This is a genomic window from Longimicrobium sp. (genome assembly GCF_035474595.1).
Taxonomy (GTDB): Bacteria; Gemmatimonadota; Gemmatimonadetes; order Longimicrobiales; family Longimicrobiaceae; genus Longimicrobium.
Window position 1 is genome coordinate 1 of sequence record NZ_DATIND010000066.1, and the last position, 12,747, is coordinate 12,747.

Genomic DNA, 12,747 nt, shown 5'->3' on the forward strand with positions numbered 1-12,747 from the left:
CGTGGCCGGCCTGAATGGAAAGTTCCGCGTGCAGCCGGTCACCGGCGACTAAAGTCGCAGCAACAACTACGGGAAGCCTCGCAAACTGCGCGAGGCTGTTCGGCTCGGCAGCCGGTTCCGCTCTGGAGGACGCCTCCCCCTTTCATCCATCGTGGTCGCGCGAAGCGCGGTGTTCGACTCAGGATGGCGTCTTGTCTCGGTCAGGACCGGTACCTCTCCGACTCACTCTGCTCTCTGCTTCTCCGGGTGATCCCCCCTTCACTCGCCCATGGGCTGCGGCTGGCGGAGGGCGTCGGAGACGCGCTGCCACCCCTCGCGCGCGTCGCGGACCGCCGGCGCCCAGCCGGTGGCGGCGCGGAAGCGCGCGTTGGACACGCGCTGGCTGCGCGCCAGGAACCCCGCCTCGCGCCCGCCGGCCAGCTTCAGCAGCCACACCGGCGGGCGGACGACGAAGGGCCGCCCCGCCGCCTCGGCCACCGTGCGCGCCAGTTCGCGGCGGGTCAGCGGCTCGTCGTCCACCACGTCGTACACCCCGGCCGGCGCGGCGCGCAGCGCGGCCAACACCGCCGCGGCCGCGTCGTCCACCCAGATCGACGGATAGAACGCGTCGCCCGGCCCCGCGAGGATGGCCGCGCCGCGGCGGGCCAGCGCCAGCGTGTCGAGCGTGGACTCGGCCTCGGGCGCGTAGAAGTATCCCATCCGCAGCACGATCCCGCGCCGCCCCGCCGCCGCGAACCGCCGCACCTCCGCCTCGGCCGCGAGGGTGGAGGCCAGGAGCGGCCCCGCCTCGATCTCGCCCGTCTGGGCGTCGATCCACGCGCCGCCGCCGTCGGCGTACACGAAGCAGACGCCGGGGTAGAGGAGCGTCTCCACGCCGCCCGCGAGCGCCGCGTCCACCAGCGCGCGCGTGCCCTCGGTGCGGATGCGGTCGTTCTCGGCCCAGGCGCCGGGCGCGCGCGACCGGCTCCGCGGCGGGATGCGCGTGGCCAGGTGCAGCACCGCCGTGGTGCCGGCCATGGCGGGGCCGAGCGCCGCCGCGTCGAACAGGGTGCCGCGCGCGGGCTCGGCGCCCATCCGCCGCAGCATCGCGTCGTTCGATGCCGACCGGGAGAGCGCCCGCACGCGGTACCCCGCCGCCTTCAGCAGCCGCACCACGGGCCGCCCCAGCACGCCGGTGGCGCCCGTCACGAAGATGTCCATCGCCCCTGCGGTGCGCGTGATCCATCGCCCCACGACAAGTTTCATGGCATCTCTACCCCCGTGCAAGCATTGCGGCCACTTCCGCCCGGTCTCGCGTCAACCTCGGAAGATGGGAGATGGGGATTCGGCGCGCGCCGCGGGCGATGGTGCCCCGCGGGAGCACGGTTTGCAGGATGACGCGCGGCCGCAGGACGAACGAACCGGAACGGAGGACTGGAGATGGTGGCGAAGCGAGGGCCGCGCCTGAAGGCAATCCGCCGACTGGGGACGCCGCTCCCCGGCCTGACGCGCAAGAACGCCGAGAAGAAGCCGTATCCGCCGGGGCAGCACGGGCCCACCGGCGGCGGCAGCGGGCGCGGGCGCCGCAAGCAGAGCGAGTACGGCCGCCAGCTGCTGGAAAAGCAGAAGCTGCGGCTGAACTACGGCATCAGCGAGCGGCAGATGCGCAACTACATGGCGATGGCCAACAAGCAGGGCGGCAAGACCGGCGAGGCGCTGCTGGCGCTGCTGGAGCGGCGGCTGGACAACGTGGTGTTCCGGCTGGGGCTGGCCGCCACCATCCCCGCCGCGCGGCAGCTGGTGGCGCACGGCCACATCCGCGTGGATGGCCGCCGCGTGGACCGCCCCGCGTTCCTGGTGAACGTGGGCCAGCACATCTCCGTCTCCGACCGCGCCAGGAAGATGGTCGAGGTGGCGAGCTCGGTGGAGCACGGCCCGCAGGTGCGCCTCCCCGGCTACCTGGCCATCGACCCCACCGACAAGCTCGGCGGCCGCATGATCTCGCTCCCGATGCGGAGCGATGTCCCGCTCATCGTCGACGACGCCGCGGTGGTCGAGTTCTACGCCAGATAGTGCGGAAGTGCGGAAGTGCGTGAGTGCGCTGGTTCCGGTGGCAACACCGGCTCCGGCGCACTTCCGCGTTTCCTCATCGCCCAAATTTCCGTGCGAACAAGAGGCTTCTGCGCGGCCGCACCTGGCCTCCACCCCCCGGCCCCCTCCGCCCGCTCCGCGGGGGAGGGGGAGAACTCCGCGCCGGCCTGGCTTCGGCTCACGGGGAGGCTCTCTCCGCGAGCGCCTCGGTGCCGGCTAAATCGCGCCGCACTCGAACCATCGCCGATGTGAGTCCGCGAAGGCGGCGCGAAGGCGGACTGCGTGCCGTTGTAGCCGCCACTTCAGTGGCATTTTTCGCCCACGGAATTTTTCCCCAACGCGCGATCTCGATCTACCCCGCTCCCATCTCCATCTCCATCTCCATCTCCATCTCCATCTCCATCTCCATCTCTCCCTCTCCATCTACCGCTCATCCCGATCCCCATCTCCCGCTCCCCTCCACATCCGGCTCAGCTGCCAGAACAGCCGGCGCCGCTCGCGGGCCTCCGCGCGGTAGGCCACCGTCATCGCCACCATCTCCAGCGGCCGCAGCGCGCGGACGCGCCAGGTCACGCGCCCCGCCGCCGACACCACGCAGCGCGGCACGGCGGCCACGAACGCGGCGCCGGGCGGCAGGTCCACGTGCACGTGCAGCAGGGCACACGGGATGTTGAAGATGATCCAGTCCGCGTAGGTCACGGTGCGGACGCGCCCTTCCGCGGCGACGACCGATTCGATCACCGCCTCGTAGCCGAAGGTGAAGGTGTAGCGCTCGCCGGTGCGCACGGGCTGGCGCAGGCGCACCTCGATGCGCGTTCCCGGCGCCTCGGCGGCCAGGAAGCGCGCCGAGAGCTTGCCGCGCGCATCCCACGCGCGCAGGTCGGCCAGCTCGTCCGCGTCGGCGGGAAGGTGATAGCACCAGTAGCGGGCGGGCACGCCGCCCAGCGTCTCCAGGTGGCACTCGTACTCGTAGCGCGCGCGGTTCGGCTCGGGGAGAAGCGTGACCGTGAGCGTGGCGGAGACCAGGCGGAAGCCGTCGATTCCCGGGCGCACCTCGCGGTAGCGGTGCGGCGTGGTGATGGGGTCGGCGACCGACTCGGGACGAAGGGTGGCGCGCATCGGCTTCACATGGCTGAAGGGTGATGTGAGGTCGTGCTGCACGTTAAGGCAGATTACGGGCTTGCAGATGGGGAAGCCGGGCTCGGAACCGCTCCCGTCTTCCCCTCATCTACCGTCCCGCTCCTCCTGCTCCGCCGGGCTGGAGGAGATGGATCCGGATTCGCATGGCTGGAATTTCTGGACAAGATTGAACGGAGTGCATCGGGCGACGCGGCAGGATAATCCGCGGCGTCCGACGTGTCAACACTCTTGTCGGGAGATGATCAGGCGGGGGGAGGGGGCGATGTCGTCGTGGAGAAAAATGCCACTGAAGTGGCGGCTACAACGGCACGCAGTCCGCCTTCGCGGACTTCATTGCGGTGCGGGGAAGGGATCGGCGCGTCCTCACGCCGGAGGATGCGGAAGCCGGAGTCGGCGCCGGATCAGCGTACCTCGGAGATGGCCGGCTCGTGGACGAGGTCCAGGTGCTGGACGGGGAGCGGCTCGCCCCAGATGCGCGCGGCCACGGCGCCGACCTCGGCCGGGTCGCCGGTGGTGAGGATGCGCAGGGAACCGGCGCCGCCCGGCTCCAGCTCGCCCGCCTCGCGCAGCACGCGCTCCGTCTGCCGGGCGATGGCGGGGCCGCTCTCCACGATCCGCACGTCCGGCCCCAGCGCCGCGGCGATCTGCTCGCGCACGAACGGGTAGTGCGTGCAGCCCAGGACCACCGTGTCGACGCCCGCCTCCTTCAGCGGGGCGGCGTACTCGGCCATCCGCGCGTGTAGCACCTCGTCGTCCAGGTGCCCGTCCTCGATCAGGTCGGCCAGCCCCGGGCAGGGCTGGGAGATGACCTGCGAGCCGTTGGCGTAGTTCGCCACCAGCCGCGCGTAGCGCTCGGAGCGCAGCGTGCCCACCGTCGCCATCACCCCCACGCGCCCGTTGCGCGACGCGGCCACCGCGGGCTTCACCGCCGGCTCCAGGCCGACAACGGGGATGGACAGGCGCTCGCGGAGCAGCTCCAGCGCGGCGCCGGAGGCGGTGTTGCAGGCGACGACCAGGATGCGCGCGCCCTGCGCCTGCAGCCACCGCCCCGCGGCCAGGGTGCGCGCGCGGACCTCGTCCACGGTGCGGTCGCCGTAGGGGACGAACGCGCTGTCGGCCACGTACAGCAGGTGCTCGGCGGGGAGCAGCTGGCGGATCTCGCGGGCCACGCTGAGCCCGCCGATGCCGCTGTCGAAGATGCCGACCGGTCCCGACATTCAGTTCCCCAGCGGCACGTTGACCCGCAGCTGCGCGCCGCCGTTGGGCGCGGCGCCCACGTGCGCGTCGAAGTCGCGCAGGTGCGCGGCCACGAAGGCGTCGGCGCCCGAGAAGAAGAACCAGAACACCGACAGGGTGATCCAGTCCTCGCGCTCGTTGCGGCGGGCGCGCACCAGCGGGAGCACGCGGTCGGGCTCCAGCAGCCCCTGCTCGCGGCGGGCGGTCTGCAGCTCCTTGGCCTCCTGCAGCTTCTGGTTGGACTTGTAGACCATCCACAGGCTGCCGGCCTCGAGCGCGAAGTACACCGCGCCGCGCCCCGGCGCGCCGATGGACGACTGCCCCCAGCCGGGAAGCACCAGCGAGCGCAGGAACGCCGATTTCGGCGAGATGCGGTAGCGCTGGCCCGTGGTGTCGGCCGCGGCGGCGCGGCGGCGCGAGGCGCGCGCGGTGTCGGGCACCATCGGCTGGCGCTGCCGCTCCTCCAGCCGCAGCGAGTCCGTGACCTGCGCGCGCGCCGGACGGGCGTACGCCGCCAGCGCGAGCGGCACGAGCACGGCGGCCAGGCGGCGCCACGGAAGCTGGATCATCTCTCGGCAACGGTTGGGGCTAGAGGTTCGCGGTCCGCTGCTGCAAGCGGCGGTCCGGACGACGCGAAAGCTAAGCCCTTTACCGCGGAAGGCGCAAAGGCGTGCCCGTGAGGAGTGCGGGAGTGCGGGAGTGCGGGAGTGCGGGAGTGCGGGAGTGCGTTGGGATCGTCGAGCCGCGCGGCATTCGTGCTGATCGAGCGGTGGCGCTCGCCGACGGGCCCTCTCCCCGCGCCTTAGAGCGCTCGCCCTCTCCCGTACCGGGCGAGGGTGGGGTGTCGGCGCGCCCTGCCGCGATTCTCCGCAGGGACATTCCGGCGTGCCGGAGGGCGCGATGCATGATTTTGGCGCTGAACTCGACTTGCACCGGGGAAGTCCGCGAAGGCGGACTGCGTGCCGTTGTAGCCGCGACTTCAGTCGCATTTTCGCGCATCTATCTATCTATCTATCTATCTACCTATCTAAACTTCGCTCTCAATCCTGATCGCGCTCCAACCTCTGGTCGCCGTCGGGATCTTTATCCTCCGGAGCATCCCCGCGCGAGGCGGGTAACAGGCGCGGCCCTTCAACCCAATGATTCTGCGGATGATGACGATGAAGCTGCGCGCGAGCCTCCTCGCGCTCCCCCTGCTGCTGCCCGGCGGATGCGCGACAGCGGTACCGGCTCCTCCGGCCGGCGCGGCTGCGGGTTCGGCGGCAGATGCACAGGCGGGCGGGACGCTGGTGCTGATGGGGACCACCGACCTGCACGGCTGGGTGCTGCCGTACGACTACTACACGGGAAAGCGCACCAACAACGGCCTGGCCTCGCTCGTTCCCATGATCGACAGCGTGCGCGCGGCCAACCCCGGCCGCACCGTGCTGGTCGAGTCCGGCGACCTGCTGCAGGGGAACCCGCTCGATTTCGTCTACTCGCGCCTGCGGCCGGGCGAGACGCATCCCATCGTCGCCGCGATGAACCTGGTGGGCTACGACGCGGCCGCCATCGGCAACCACGAGTTCAACTACGGCGTGCCGCACCTGGAGGCCGCCGTCTCCCAGTCGCGCTTTCCGTGGATCTCGGCCAACACCTTCCGCGCGGGGACGGAGGAGCACGCGTTCCGCCCCTGGACCTTCGTGGAGCGCACCGTAGGCGGGCGGCGGGTGAAGATCGGCATCACCGCCGTGACGCCGCCGGGCGTGGCCATCTGGGACCGCGACAACGTGCGCGGGCGGCTGGACTTCCGTGACATCGTGGCCAGCGTGCGCCCCATCGTCGCGCGGATGCGGGCGGAGGGCGCGGACCTGGTCGTCGTCGCCGCGCACAGCGGGCTGGAGGGGTCGAGCTACGACACCGCATCCACCCACGTCCCCGTCGAGAACGCCGCTGCCGCGATGGCGCGCGAGATCCCCGGCATCGACGTGATCTTCATGGGGCACACGCACCGCGAGGTGGCGGATACCACCATCAACGGCGTGCTGGTCCAGCAGGCGAAGAACTGGGGCGCCTCGCTCGCGGTCGCGACCCTGCGGCTGGAGACGGGCGTGGATGGACATTGGCGCATCTCCTCGAAACACGGCGAGATCCTGCGCCCCGTCGACGGGCGCACGGACGCGCGGCTGGAGGCGGCGCTCGCGCAGGCGCACGAGCGGACGCGCGCCTACGTGGGGCGGCAGATCGGCACGTCGGCCGAGGAGTGGTCGTCGGAGCAGTCGCGGACGCGCGACACGCCCATCATGGACCTGATCAACGACGCGCAGATGCGGGCCACCGGCGCCGACCTGGCCTCGACCGCGGCGTTCTCGCTGTCGTCGCGCATCCCGCGCGGGCCGGTCACCGTCGCCGACATCGCCGGGCTGTACATCTACGACAACACGCTGAAGGCGGTGCGGGTTTCCGGCGCGCAGCTCCGCGCGTACCTGGAGAAGAGCGCGGAATACTATCTCCCCTGTCCCGCCGCGCGGTGCGACCGGGTGACCAACCCCGCCGTGCCGGGCTACAACTTCGACGTGGTGAGCGGGGTGGATTACGCGCTGGACCTGACCAGGCCCGTCGGCCAGCGCGTGGTGCGCCTGGAGCGGAACGGGCGCGCGGTGGCGGCGGCCGACAGCTTCACCCTGGCGCTGAACAACTACCGCGCGAGCGGAAGCGGCGGCTTCTCGATGCTGATCGGCGCGCCGGTGGTGTACGACCGCGGCGAGTCCATCCGCGACCTGCTGATCGCCGACATCCAGCGCCGCGGCCGCCTCGCCCCCGCCGACGTCTTCCGGAAGAACTGGGAGATCGTCCCCGCCGCCCTCGCCGAGAAAGCCGCCGCCGAACAGCGCGCGTCGGGGCAGTAGGGAAGGAAGATTGGGGGATGGGGATGATGATCCGATCCTCATCACCAGCATCGAAGGCGGCTGAAGCCGCATCAACAACGACGGAAAGCCTCGCAAACTGCGCGAGGCTTCAACGGCAACTACCGAGATGCGGGTCATCGCCGAAGGAGGGCTCGCGCCGATGCCAGCCTGCGCAGCAGGCTTCCCAGTTTTTGATGCGGCTTCAGCCGACTTTCTCGCGCCTCACGCGGCTGCGGTCAGCAGCCCCTCGCGCAATGCCAGGCGCACCAGCTCGCTGCGGTGGTGCAGGCCCAGCTTGTCCATCAGCCGCTCGCGGTACGTCTCCACCGTCTTCCCGCTGATCCCCAGCCGCACGCCGATCTCGGCGCTGCTGAAGCCCTCGGCCGTCAGCCCCAGCACCTCGCGCTCGCGCGCGCTGAGGCGCGCGATGGGCTGGTCGCGGCCGGCGTCGTGCGGCTCGCGGAAGTTCTTCACCAGCAGCCGCGCGGCGCCGGGGTCCAGGTACACGTCGCCGCGCGCCACCACGCGGATCCCCTCCACCAGGTCGCGGTCGGCGCTGGCCTTGGTCACGTAGCCGCTCCCGCCCGCCTCCAGCAGCGGCAGCAGGAACTCGTGCTCGCCGTGCAGCGTCAGCACCAGCACGCGGGTCGGAAGCGCCTTCGCGGTGATCTGCCGCGTCGCCGCCAGCCCGCCGATCCCCGGCATCGCCAGGTCCATCACCGCCACCTCCGGGCGCAGGCGCTCGGCCAGCTCTACCCCTTCCTCGCCGGTGGACGCCTCGCCCACCACCTCCATGTCCGGCTCGGACGCCAGCAGCGCGCGCAGCCCGGCGCGCATGACGGCGTGGTCGTCCACCAGGATCACCCGGATCGTTGACATCGGTCCCCCCTGTTGATGCGGCGCGGGCGTGCGCGCCCGGGATTCGGGACGAAAGATGCTCCTCCGCGCGGGCGTCGCCTGCCGGGAGAACGGGGGCACCCGGGTCGGGCATCCGCCCACTGTGCGTGTAAGGCCGCCTCCGTACACGGCTTCGCTCACCAGCGGCGCCATCATGGCGGACGCGAACGTCGGTTGCCGTACCGGGTGGTTTCATCCAGCTTTTCATCGCCAAACAGCGCATTCCATACATCCCTGCTCTTTACAAAACCCAACCTGTTCGGTAAACATGGTAAGGATACTGATGAAGACGGCTTCCACGTGCACATCTGGCCCAACGACCACATCCCGGCGCACGTGCACGTCTATCGCGCCGAGGGGCTGGCGATCATCGAGATCGCGTCGCCGCGGGTCCGCGTGGCGTACAAACGTGAAGCCGAAGGACCAGCGGCGGGCGATCGCGATCGTGAGCGCCAACCGGGAGCTACTGCTGAGGAAATGGAGGGAGATTCATGGAGATTGATGCTGCTGCGACCGATGCTGAGCTCCGCGCGGCGCTGAAGCGGGGACGCGAGGCGGACCGGGTGGAGCCGCGCGCCGTCTCCGCGCGCTACGATGCGGAGTCCGGGCGCGTGGTGATGGAGCTTGCGAACGGATGCGCGTTCGCCTTCCCCGCCGAGCTGGGTCAGGGGCTGCGCGGTGCTTCGCCGGGACAACTCGCGGAGGTGGGGGTGATGGCCGGCGGCCGGGCGCTCCGCTGGGACGCGCTGGACGTGGACCTGGGCGTGGCGCCGCTCGTCTCCGGCATCTTCGGCACGGCGGCGTGGATGCGCGAGCTGCGTCGAGAAATGGCCCGCGCGGGTGGCCGCGTCTCCACCGATGCCAAGGCCCGCGCCGCGCGCGAGAACGGCAGGAAGGGCGGCCGCCCGCGCACGCGGCCCGCAGCCGGTGACGCGGCATCATCCACGGTCAGATCTCCAGCGAGACGACGTGGAAAGGCCGCGTAACCGCGCGGCATCGAATCTCCCGTGCACGCCCCATCCTCTCACCCGCGGCGCCCCATGCACACCATTCCCGTGACGTTCCCCGGCAGCACGGGGCAGATGCTGGCCGGGCGCCTGGAGATGCCGCCCGACGGCGAGGCGGTGGGCGGCGCCATCATCGCGCACTGCTTCACCTGCGCCAGCACGCTCACCGCGGTGGTGCAGGTGGCGCGCGCGCTGGCCCGCGACCGGCTGGCGGTGCTGCGCTTCGACTTCACCGGGCTGGGCGAGAGCGAGGGCGAGCTGGCGCAGTCGCACTTCTCCGCCTGCGTGGAGGACCTGCACGCCGCGGCGGCGTTCATGGAGTCGCGTGGGCTGCCCGTGCAGCTGCTGGTCGGCCACTCGCTGGGCGGCACGGCGTCGCTCGCGGCGGCCGGGGCGATCGCGTCGCTGAAGGCGCTGGCCACCATCGCCGCGCCGTTCGACCCCTGGCACGCGACGAAGCTCTTCGGCGACTCGCTGGAGCGCATCGCCGAGACGGGCGAGGCCACGGTGCAGCTGGGCGGGCGCCCCTTCCGCGTCACCCGCGAGCTGCTGGAGGACCTGAAGGGCGCGCGGATGGAGGAGACGATCCACGCGCTCCGCATCCCCCTGCTCGTCCTCCACTCGCCGCTCGACGAGCAGGTGGGGATCAACAACGCCACCAAGATCTGGATGGCGGCGCGGCACCCCAAGAGCTTCGTCTCGCTCGACGATGCCGACCATCTGCTTACGCGGCACGAGGATGCGCAGTACGCCGGCCGCGTCATCGCCGCGTGGGCGTCGCGGTGGATGCCGCAGCCGCCGGAGGTGGAGGTCGCCGGGCTGGCCGAGGCCGGGCGCGTGGTGACGGTCACGCGCGGCTCGGCGTTCCGCACCGAGATCGCCGCGGGGCGCCACGTATGGGTCAGCGACGAGCCGGTCGCGGTGGGCGGGGCGGACGCGGCGCCGTCGCCGTACGACTTCCTGGTCGGCGCGCTGGGGGCGTGCACGGGGATGACGCTGAAGGCGTACGCGGAGCGGAAGGGGTGGCCGCTGGAGGAGGTGACGGTGCGGCTCACGCACGGCAAGGTGCACGGCATCGACGAGCAGCACTGCGCCGAGCGCGAGGCCCGCGTGGACCGCATCGAGCGCGAGGTGCGCATCGAGGGCGAGCTTACGGCCGAGCAGCACGCGCGCCTGCTGGAGATTGCCGACAAGTGCCCCGTCCACCGCACCCTCTCCGCAGGCGTGATCGTGGAGACGAAGGAGATGGAGGATGCGCCGGGGTCGTGAGACTCGTCGTGTGGTCCCGCCGACTCGCGACAGCCGGGGGCACCGGCGGCTGAAGCCGCAGCAGCAACTACGGACAGCCTCGCAGACTGCGCGAGGCTTCAACTGCAGTGATGCGTCGCGGCTTCAGCTCGCCCGACGCCAAGTCGCTTTCCTGCAAGGGGTTTACCGCTGTCCGTCCCGGCTGCTGTCGCCTGGTCGTCCATTCCCGAATCTATCCCTCGCTCTCATCGCCTCCGCTTCGATCCGTTCGCGGGTTCGGATGCCCCTCCCACGGGTGGAGCGGTGCCTGGGGCGGTCACCGGCTCAGCATCCGTCCCCGATGGGCGGGTGCTCGCCGGCGGCGGTATTGGGGCACGGCACACCCGCCGAATCAGGGGATTTCCCCGCATCTCCTTCCATTCGTCCACTCCGTATCCCTCGAGCACCACGCTGTCCGCCCGGACGTACGCGACGCGCCCCATCCGCAGCTGGGAGCGCCGGCAGTCGAAGGCGAAATGGTTCAGGGAGTAGTCGAAGGAGGTGTTCTCGATCAACAGCGGGAGGCGGGATACGATCTTGACCCACGCATAGCGCAGCGAATCCACCGCCTGCACGGTCTGGGGATCGAGCAGGTACTGCTCTCCCAGAAGGGTCGAATAGACGGGAGCGAAGCGGGAAGCCGGCTCCAGCGGCGGGAGCGGGATGGGGATAGGAGGCGACGAGCCGGGGGTCCAGGCGGGCGGAAAGTCCCGCGCCGTGCCGGCGCCGCCGAATGCGCTCGCCAGCACCGTGGCGCAGACCGCCGCCACGGTGGAGGCACCGACGCTCCCGTCCGGCGGCTGCGTCCACCTTCCATCCGAGCCCGCCTCCTGGATCACCCGTCCCCCGGCCACGTTGCCCGCGTAAATCGTCTCGAACCGCCGCTCGGGACAGGAATAGCGGTTCCGCAGGAACTGGTGTTCGTACGACGGCTTCCCGGTGCGGGGCGTGGCCCGCACCCATGCCAGCCGGTACGGACCCTCCAGCGTGACTGACCCGAGATCCACCGCGTGGACGTGGTCTTCGGACACCGCCACGCGGGTCCACCGGCTGTCCGGCAGGCTCAGCGGCACGGGCTGGGGCCCGGTGCTTTCCGGGCACCGGTCCACCGGGCGCAGCAGGGAGACGGCCAGCGAACGGGCGGCGCCCGTGCCTGCGGGCGCGACCGACATCGTGGTGCCTCCGGACCCGGCCCGGCACTCGACGAAGCGCGCCTCCCCGGTGCTGTCGTCCTTCAGCAGGGTGAACCCCGGCAGTGCCCGGGACAGCTGCGTCACCAGCGACCCGGCGCGGCGGTCGAGAGCCGCCGGGGGCTCCGGAGCCATCACGGCGACGTAGCGGGCCCCCTCGGGCGAGGTCTCGACTCGCGCGGTGCGGGCTTCCGGGAAGAGGTACGTGCTGGAGCGGACGCCCGGGCCCAGGCTGTCGGCCCCGGTGATGTCCCGGAAGCCGCGCTCGGACGAGCCGACCAGGAACCGGACGTGATCGGCCAGTGGTGCGCCGGGCGCCGGCTGCGCGGCCACCGGGGCGGAGATGAGCAGGAAGAGGATTGCAGCGTAGCGCACGACGGGTGATCGCACGGAAGGGGAGGGTGGTCGGCATGGCCGGGGCGGCCCCGGAAAACCGGCAACAGGCGTGCCCGGCAGGTCGCGCCGCCAGTGGGTCGAAACAGCGGCGCTGCGGGGGAAGTTCCTCCGCGGCCCTTCTGCGCACCGCCAATGAATTGGCGGGCTAGAACAGCACCAAGTCCCTCCGGGACTGCTTTCAGGCATCGCGCGGCAAGCCACCCCCGGCGCGGCCACCGCATCAGCGGCCGCGCCCGGCCTCTCTCGCGCGGGGATGCGGAGGCTGCGCTGCACCGCCAATGAATTGGCGGGCTAGAACAGCACCAAGTCCCTGCGGGACTGCTTTCGTGCATCGGAGCGGCGAGCCACCCTCGGCGCGGCCACCGCCATCAGCGGCCGCGCCCGGCCTCTCCGCGCGCGGGGATGTGGAGGCCGCGCCGCACCGCAAATGAATTGGCGGGCAACAACAGCACCAAGTCCCTGCGGGACTGCTTTCAGGCATCGGCGCGGCGAGCCACCCTCGGCGTGGCCGCCGCCATCAGCGGCCGCGCCCGGCCTTTCCCCACGCGGGGATGTGGAGGCCGCAGTCCCGGAGGGACTTTGTGCTTTTGTTGCCCCGGAATTCCATTCCGGGGGAGAAACAGCGGCGGGGGGGGG

11 protein-coding genes are annotated in these 12,747 nt (G+C 71.4%); 5 read left to right on the forward strand and 6 right to left on the reverse strand.

Going from position 1 to position 12,747, the window contains the following annotated elements:
* Window positions 1-258 precede the first annotated feature (258 nt).
* Entirely contained in the window at window positions 259-1,245 is a 987-nt protein-coding gene (locus VLK66_RS11835; protein ID WP_325309626.1) for an NAD(P)-dependent oxidoreductase, read from the reverse strand.
* A gap of 174 nt (window positions 1,246-1,419) precedes the next feature.
* On the opposite strand from VLK66_RS11835, the gene rpsD reads away from it, so the two are divergent.
* Window positions 1,420-2,052, forward strand: a complete 633-nt coding sequence (rpsD, locus tag VLK66_RS11840) for a 30S ribosomal protein S4 (protein ID WP_325309627.1) — start codon at window positions 1,420-1,422, stop codon at window positions 2,050-2,052.
* Window positions 2,053-2,493: 441 nt separating this feature from the next.
* On the opposite strand, the gene VLK66_RS11845 is transcribed toward rpsD, so the two are convergent.
* From VLK66_RS11845 to VLK66_RS11855, 3 genes are all read right to left on the reverse strand, one after another.
* Window positions 2,494-3,189: a hypothetical protein gene (locus VLK66_RS11845; RefSeq protein ID WP_325309628.1), complete on the reverse strand. Its 696-nt coding sequence runs from the start codon at window positions 3,187-3,189 to the stop codon at window positions 2,494-2,496.
* 422 nt (window positions 3,190-3,611) lie between these two features.
* Entirely contained in the window at window positions 3,612-4,427 is an 816-nt protein-coding gene (gene murI / locus VLK66_RS11850; protein WP_325309629.1) for a glutamate racemase, read from the reverse strand.
* Window positions 4,428-5,015, reverse strand: a complete 588-nt coding sequence (locus VLK66_RS11855; protein ID WP_325309630.1) for a DUF5683 domain-containing protein — start codon at window positions 5,013-5,015, stop codon at window positions 4,428-4,430.
* 591 nt (window positions 5,016-5,606) lie between these two features.
* On the opposite strand from VLK66_RS11855, the gene VLK66_RS11860 reads away from it, so the two are divergent.
* Window positions 5,607-7,334: a bifunctional metallophosphatase/5'-nucleotidase gene (locus VLK66_RS11860; protein WP_325309631.1), complete on the forward strand. Its 1,728-nt coding sequence runs from the start codon at window positions 5,607-5,609 to the stop codon at window positions 7,332-7,334.
* Between the two features lie 222 nt (window positions 7,335-7,556).
* Here VLK66_RS11860 and VLK66_RS11865 read toward each other — a convergent pair whose 3' ends face one another.
* Window positions 7,557-8,213, reverse strand: coding sequence for a response regulator transcription factor (locus VLK66_RS11865; RefSeq protein WP_325309632.1), 657 nt, complete (start codon window positions 8,211-8,213; stop codon window positions 7,557-7,559).
* Between the two features lie 192 nt (window positions 8,214-8,405).
* Here VLK66_RS11865 and VLK66_RS11870 point away from each other — a divergent pair, with 192 nt between their 5' ends.
* The 3 genes from VLK66_RS11870 to VLK66_RS11880 are packed head-to-tail and all read left to right on the forward strand — an operon-like array spanning window position 8,406 to window position 10,507.
* On the forward strand, window positions 8,406-8,771 hold the full coding sequence (locus tag VLK66_RS11870; RefSeq protein ID WP_325309633.1) for a hypothetical protein: 366 nt from the start codon (window positions 8,406-8,408) through the stop codon (window positions 8,769-8,771).
* Complete coding sequence (locus VLK66_RS11875) at window positions 8,723-9,217, forward strand: DUF2442 domain-containing protein (RefSeq protein ID WP_325309634.1); 495 nt, start codon at window positions 8,723-8,725, stop codon at window positions 9,215-9,217. The genes VLK66_RS11870 and VLK66_RS11875 overlap by 49 nt, the downstream gene beginning before the upstream one ends.
* A 54-nt stretch (window positions 9,218-9,271) precedes the next feature.
* Window positions 9,272-10,507: an alpha/beta fold hydrolase gene (locus VLK66_RS11880; RefSeq protein WP_325309635.1), complete on the forward strand. Its 1,236-nt coding sequence runs from the start codon at window positions 9,272-9,274 to the stop codon at window positions 10,505-10,507.
* A 224-nt stretch (window positions 10,508-10,731) separates the two neighbouring features.
* Here VLK66_RS11880 and VLK66_RS11885 read toward each other — a convergent pair whose 3' ends face one another.
* Window positions 10,732-12,090, reverse strand: coding sequence for a surface-adhesin E family protein (locus VLK66_RS11885; protein WP_325309636.1), 1,359 nt, complete (start codon window positions 12,088-12,090; stop codon window positions 10,732-10,734).
* Window positions 12,091-12,747: the final 657 nt, after the last annotated feature.

Coding starts and splice junctions, on each gene's coding strand:
- VLK66_RS11835 (WP_325309626.1), bottom strand. CDS start 1,245: ATGAAACTTGTCGTGGGGCGATGGATCACGCGCACCGCAGGGGCGATG.
- rpsD (WP_325309627.1), top strand. CDS start 1,420: ATGGTGGCGAAGCGAGGGCCGCGCCTGAAGGCAATCCGCCGACTGGGG.
- VLK66_RS11845 (WP_325309628.1), bottom strand. CDS start 3,189: ATGCGCGCCACCCTTCGTCCCGAGTCGGTCGCCGACCCCATCACCACG.
- murI (WP_325309629.1), bottom strand. CDS start 4,427: ATGTCGGGACCGGTCGGCATCTTCGACAGCGGCATCGGCGGGCTCAGC.
- VLK66_RS11855 (WP_325309630.1), bottom strand. CDS start 5,015: ATGATCCAGCTTCCGTGGCGCCGCCTGGCCGCCGTGCTCGTGCCGCTC.
- VLK66_RS11860 (WP_325309631.1), top strand. CDS start 5,607: ATGAAGCTGCGCGCGAGCCTCCTCGCGCTCCCCCTGCTGCTGCCCGGC.
- VLK66_RS11865 (WP_325309632.1), bottom strand. CDS start 8,213: ATGTCAACGATCCGGGTGATCCTGGTGGACGACCACGCCGTCATGCGC.
- VLK66_RS11875 (WP_325309634.1), top strand. CDS start 8,723: ATGGAGATTGATGCTGCTGCGACCGATGCTGAGCTCCGCGCGGCGCTG.
- VLK66_RS11880 (WP_325309635.1), top strand. CDS start 9,272: ATGCACACCATTCCCGTGACGTTCCCCGGCAGCACGGGGCAGATGCTG.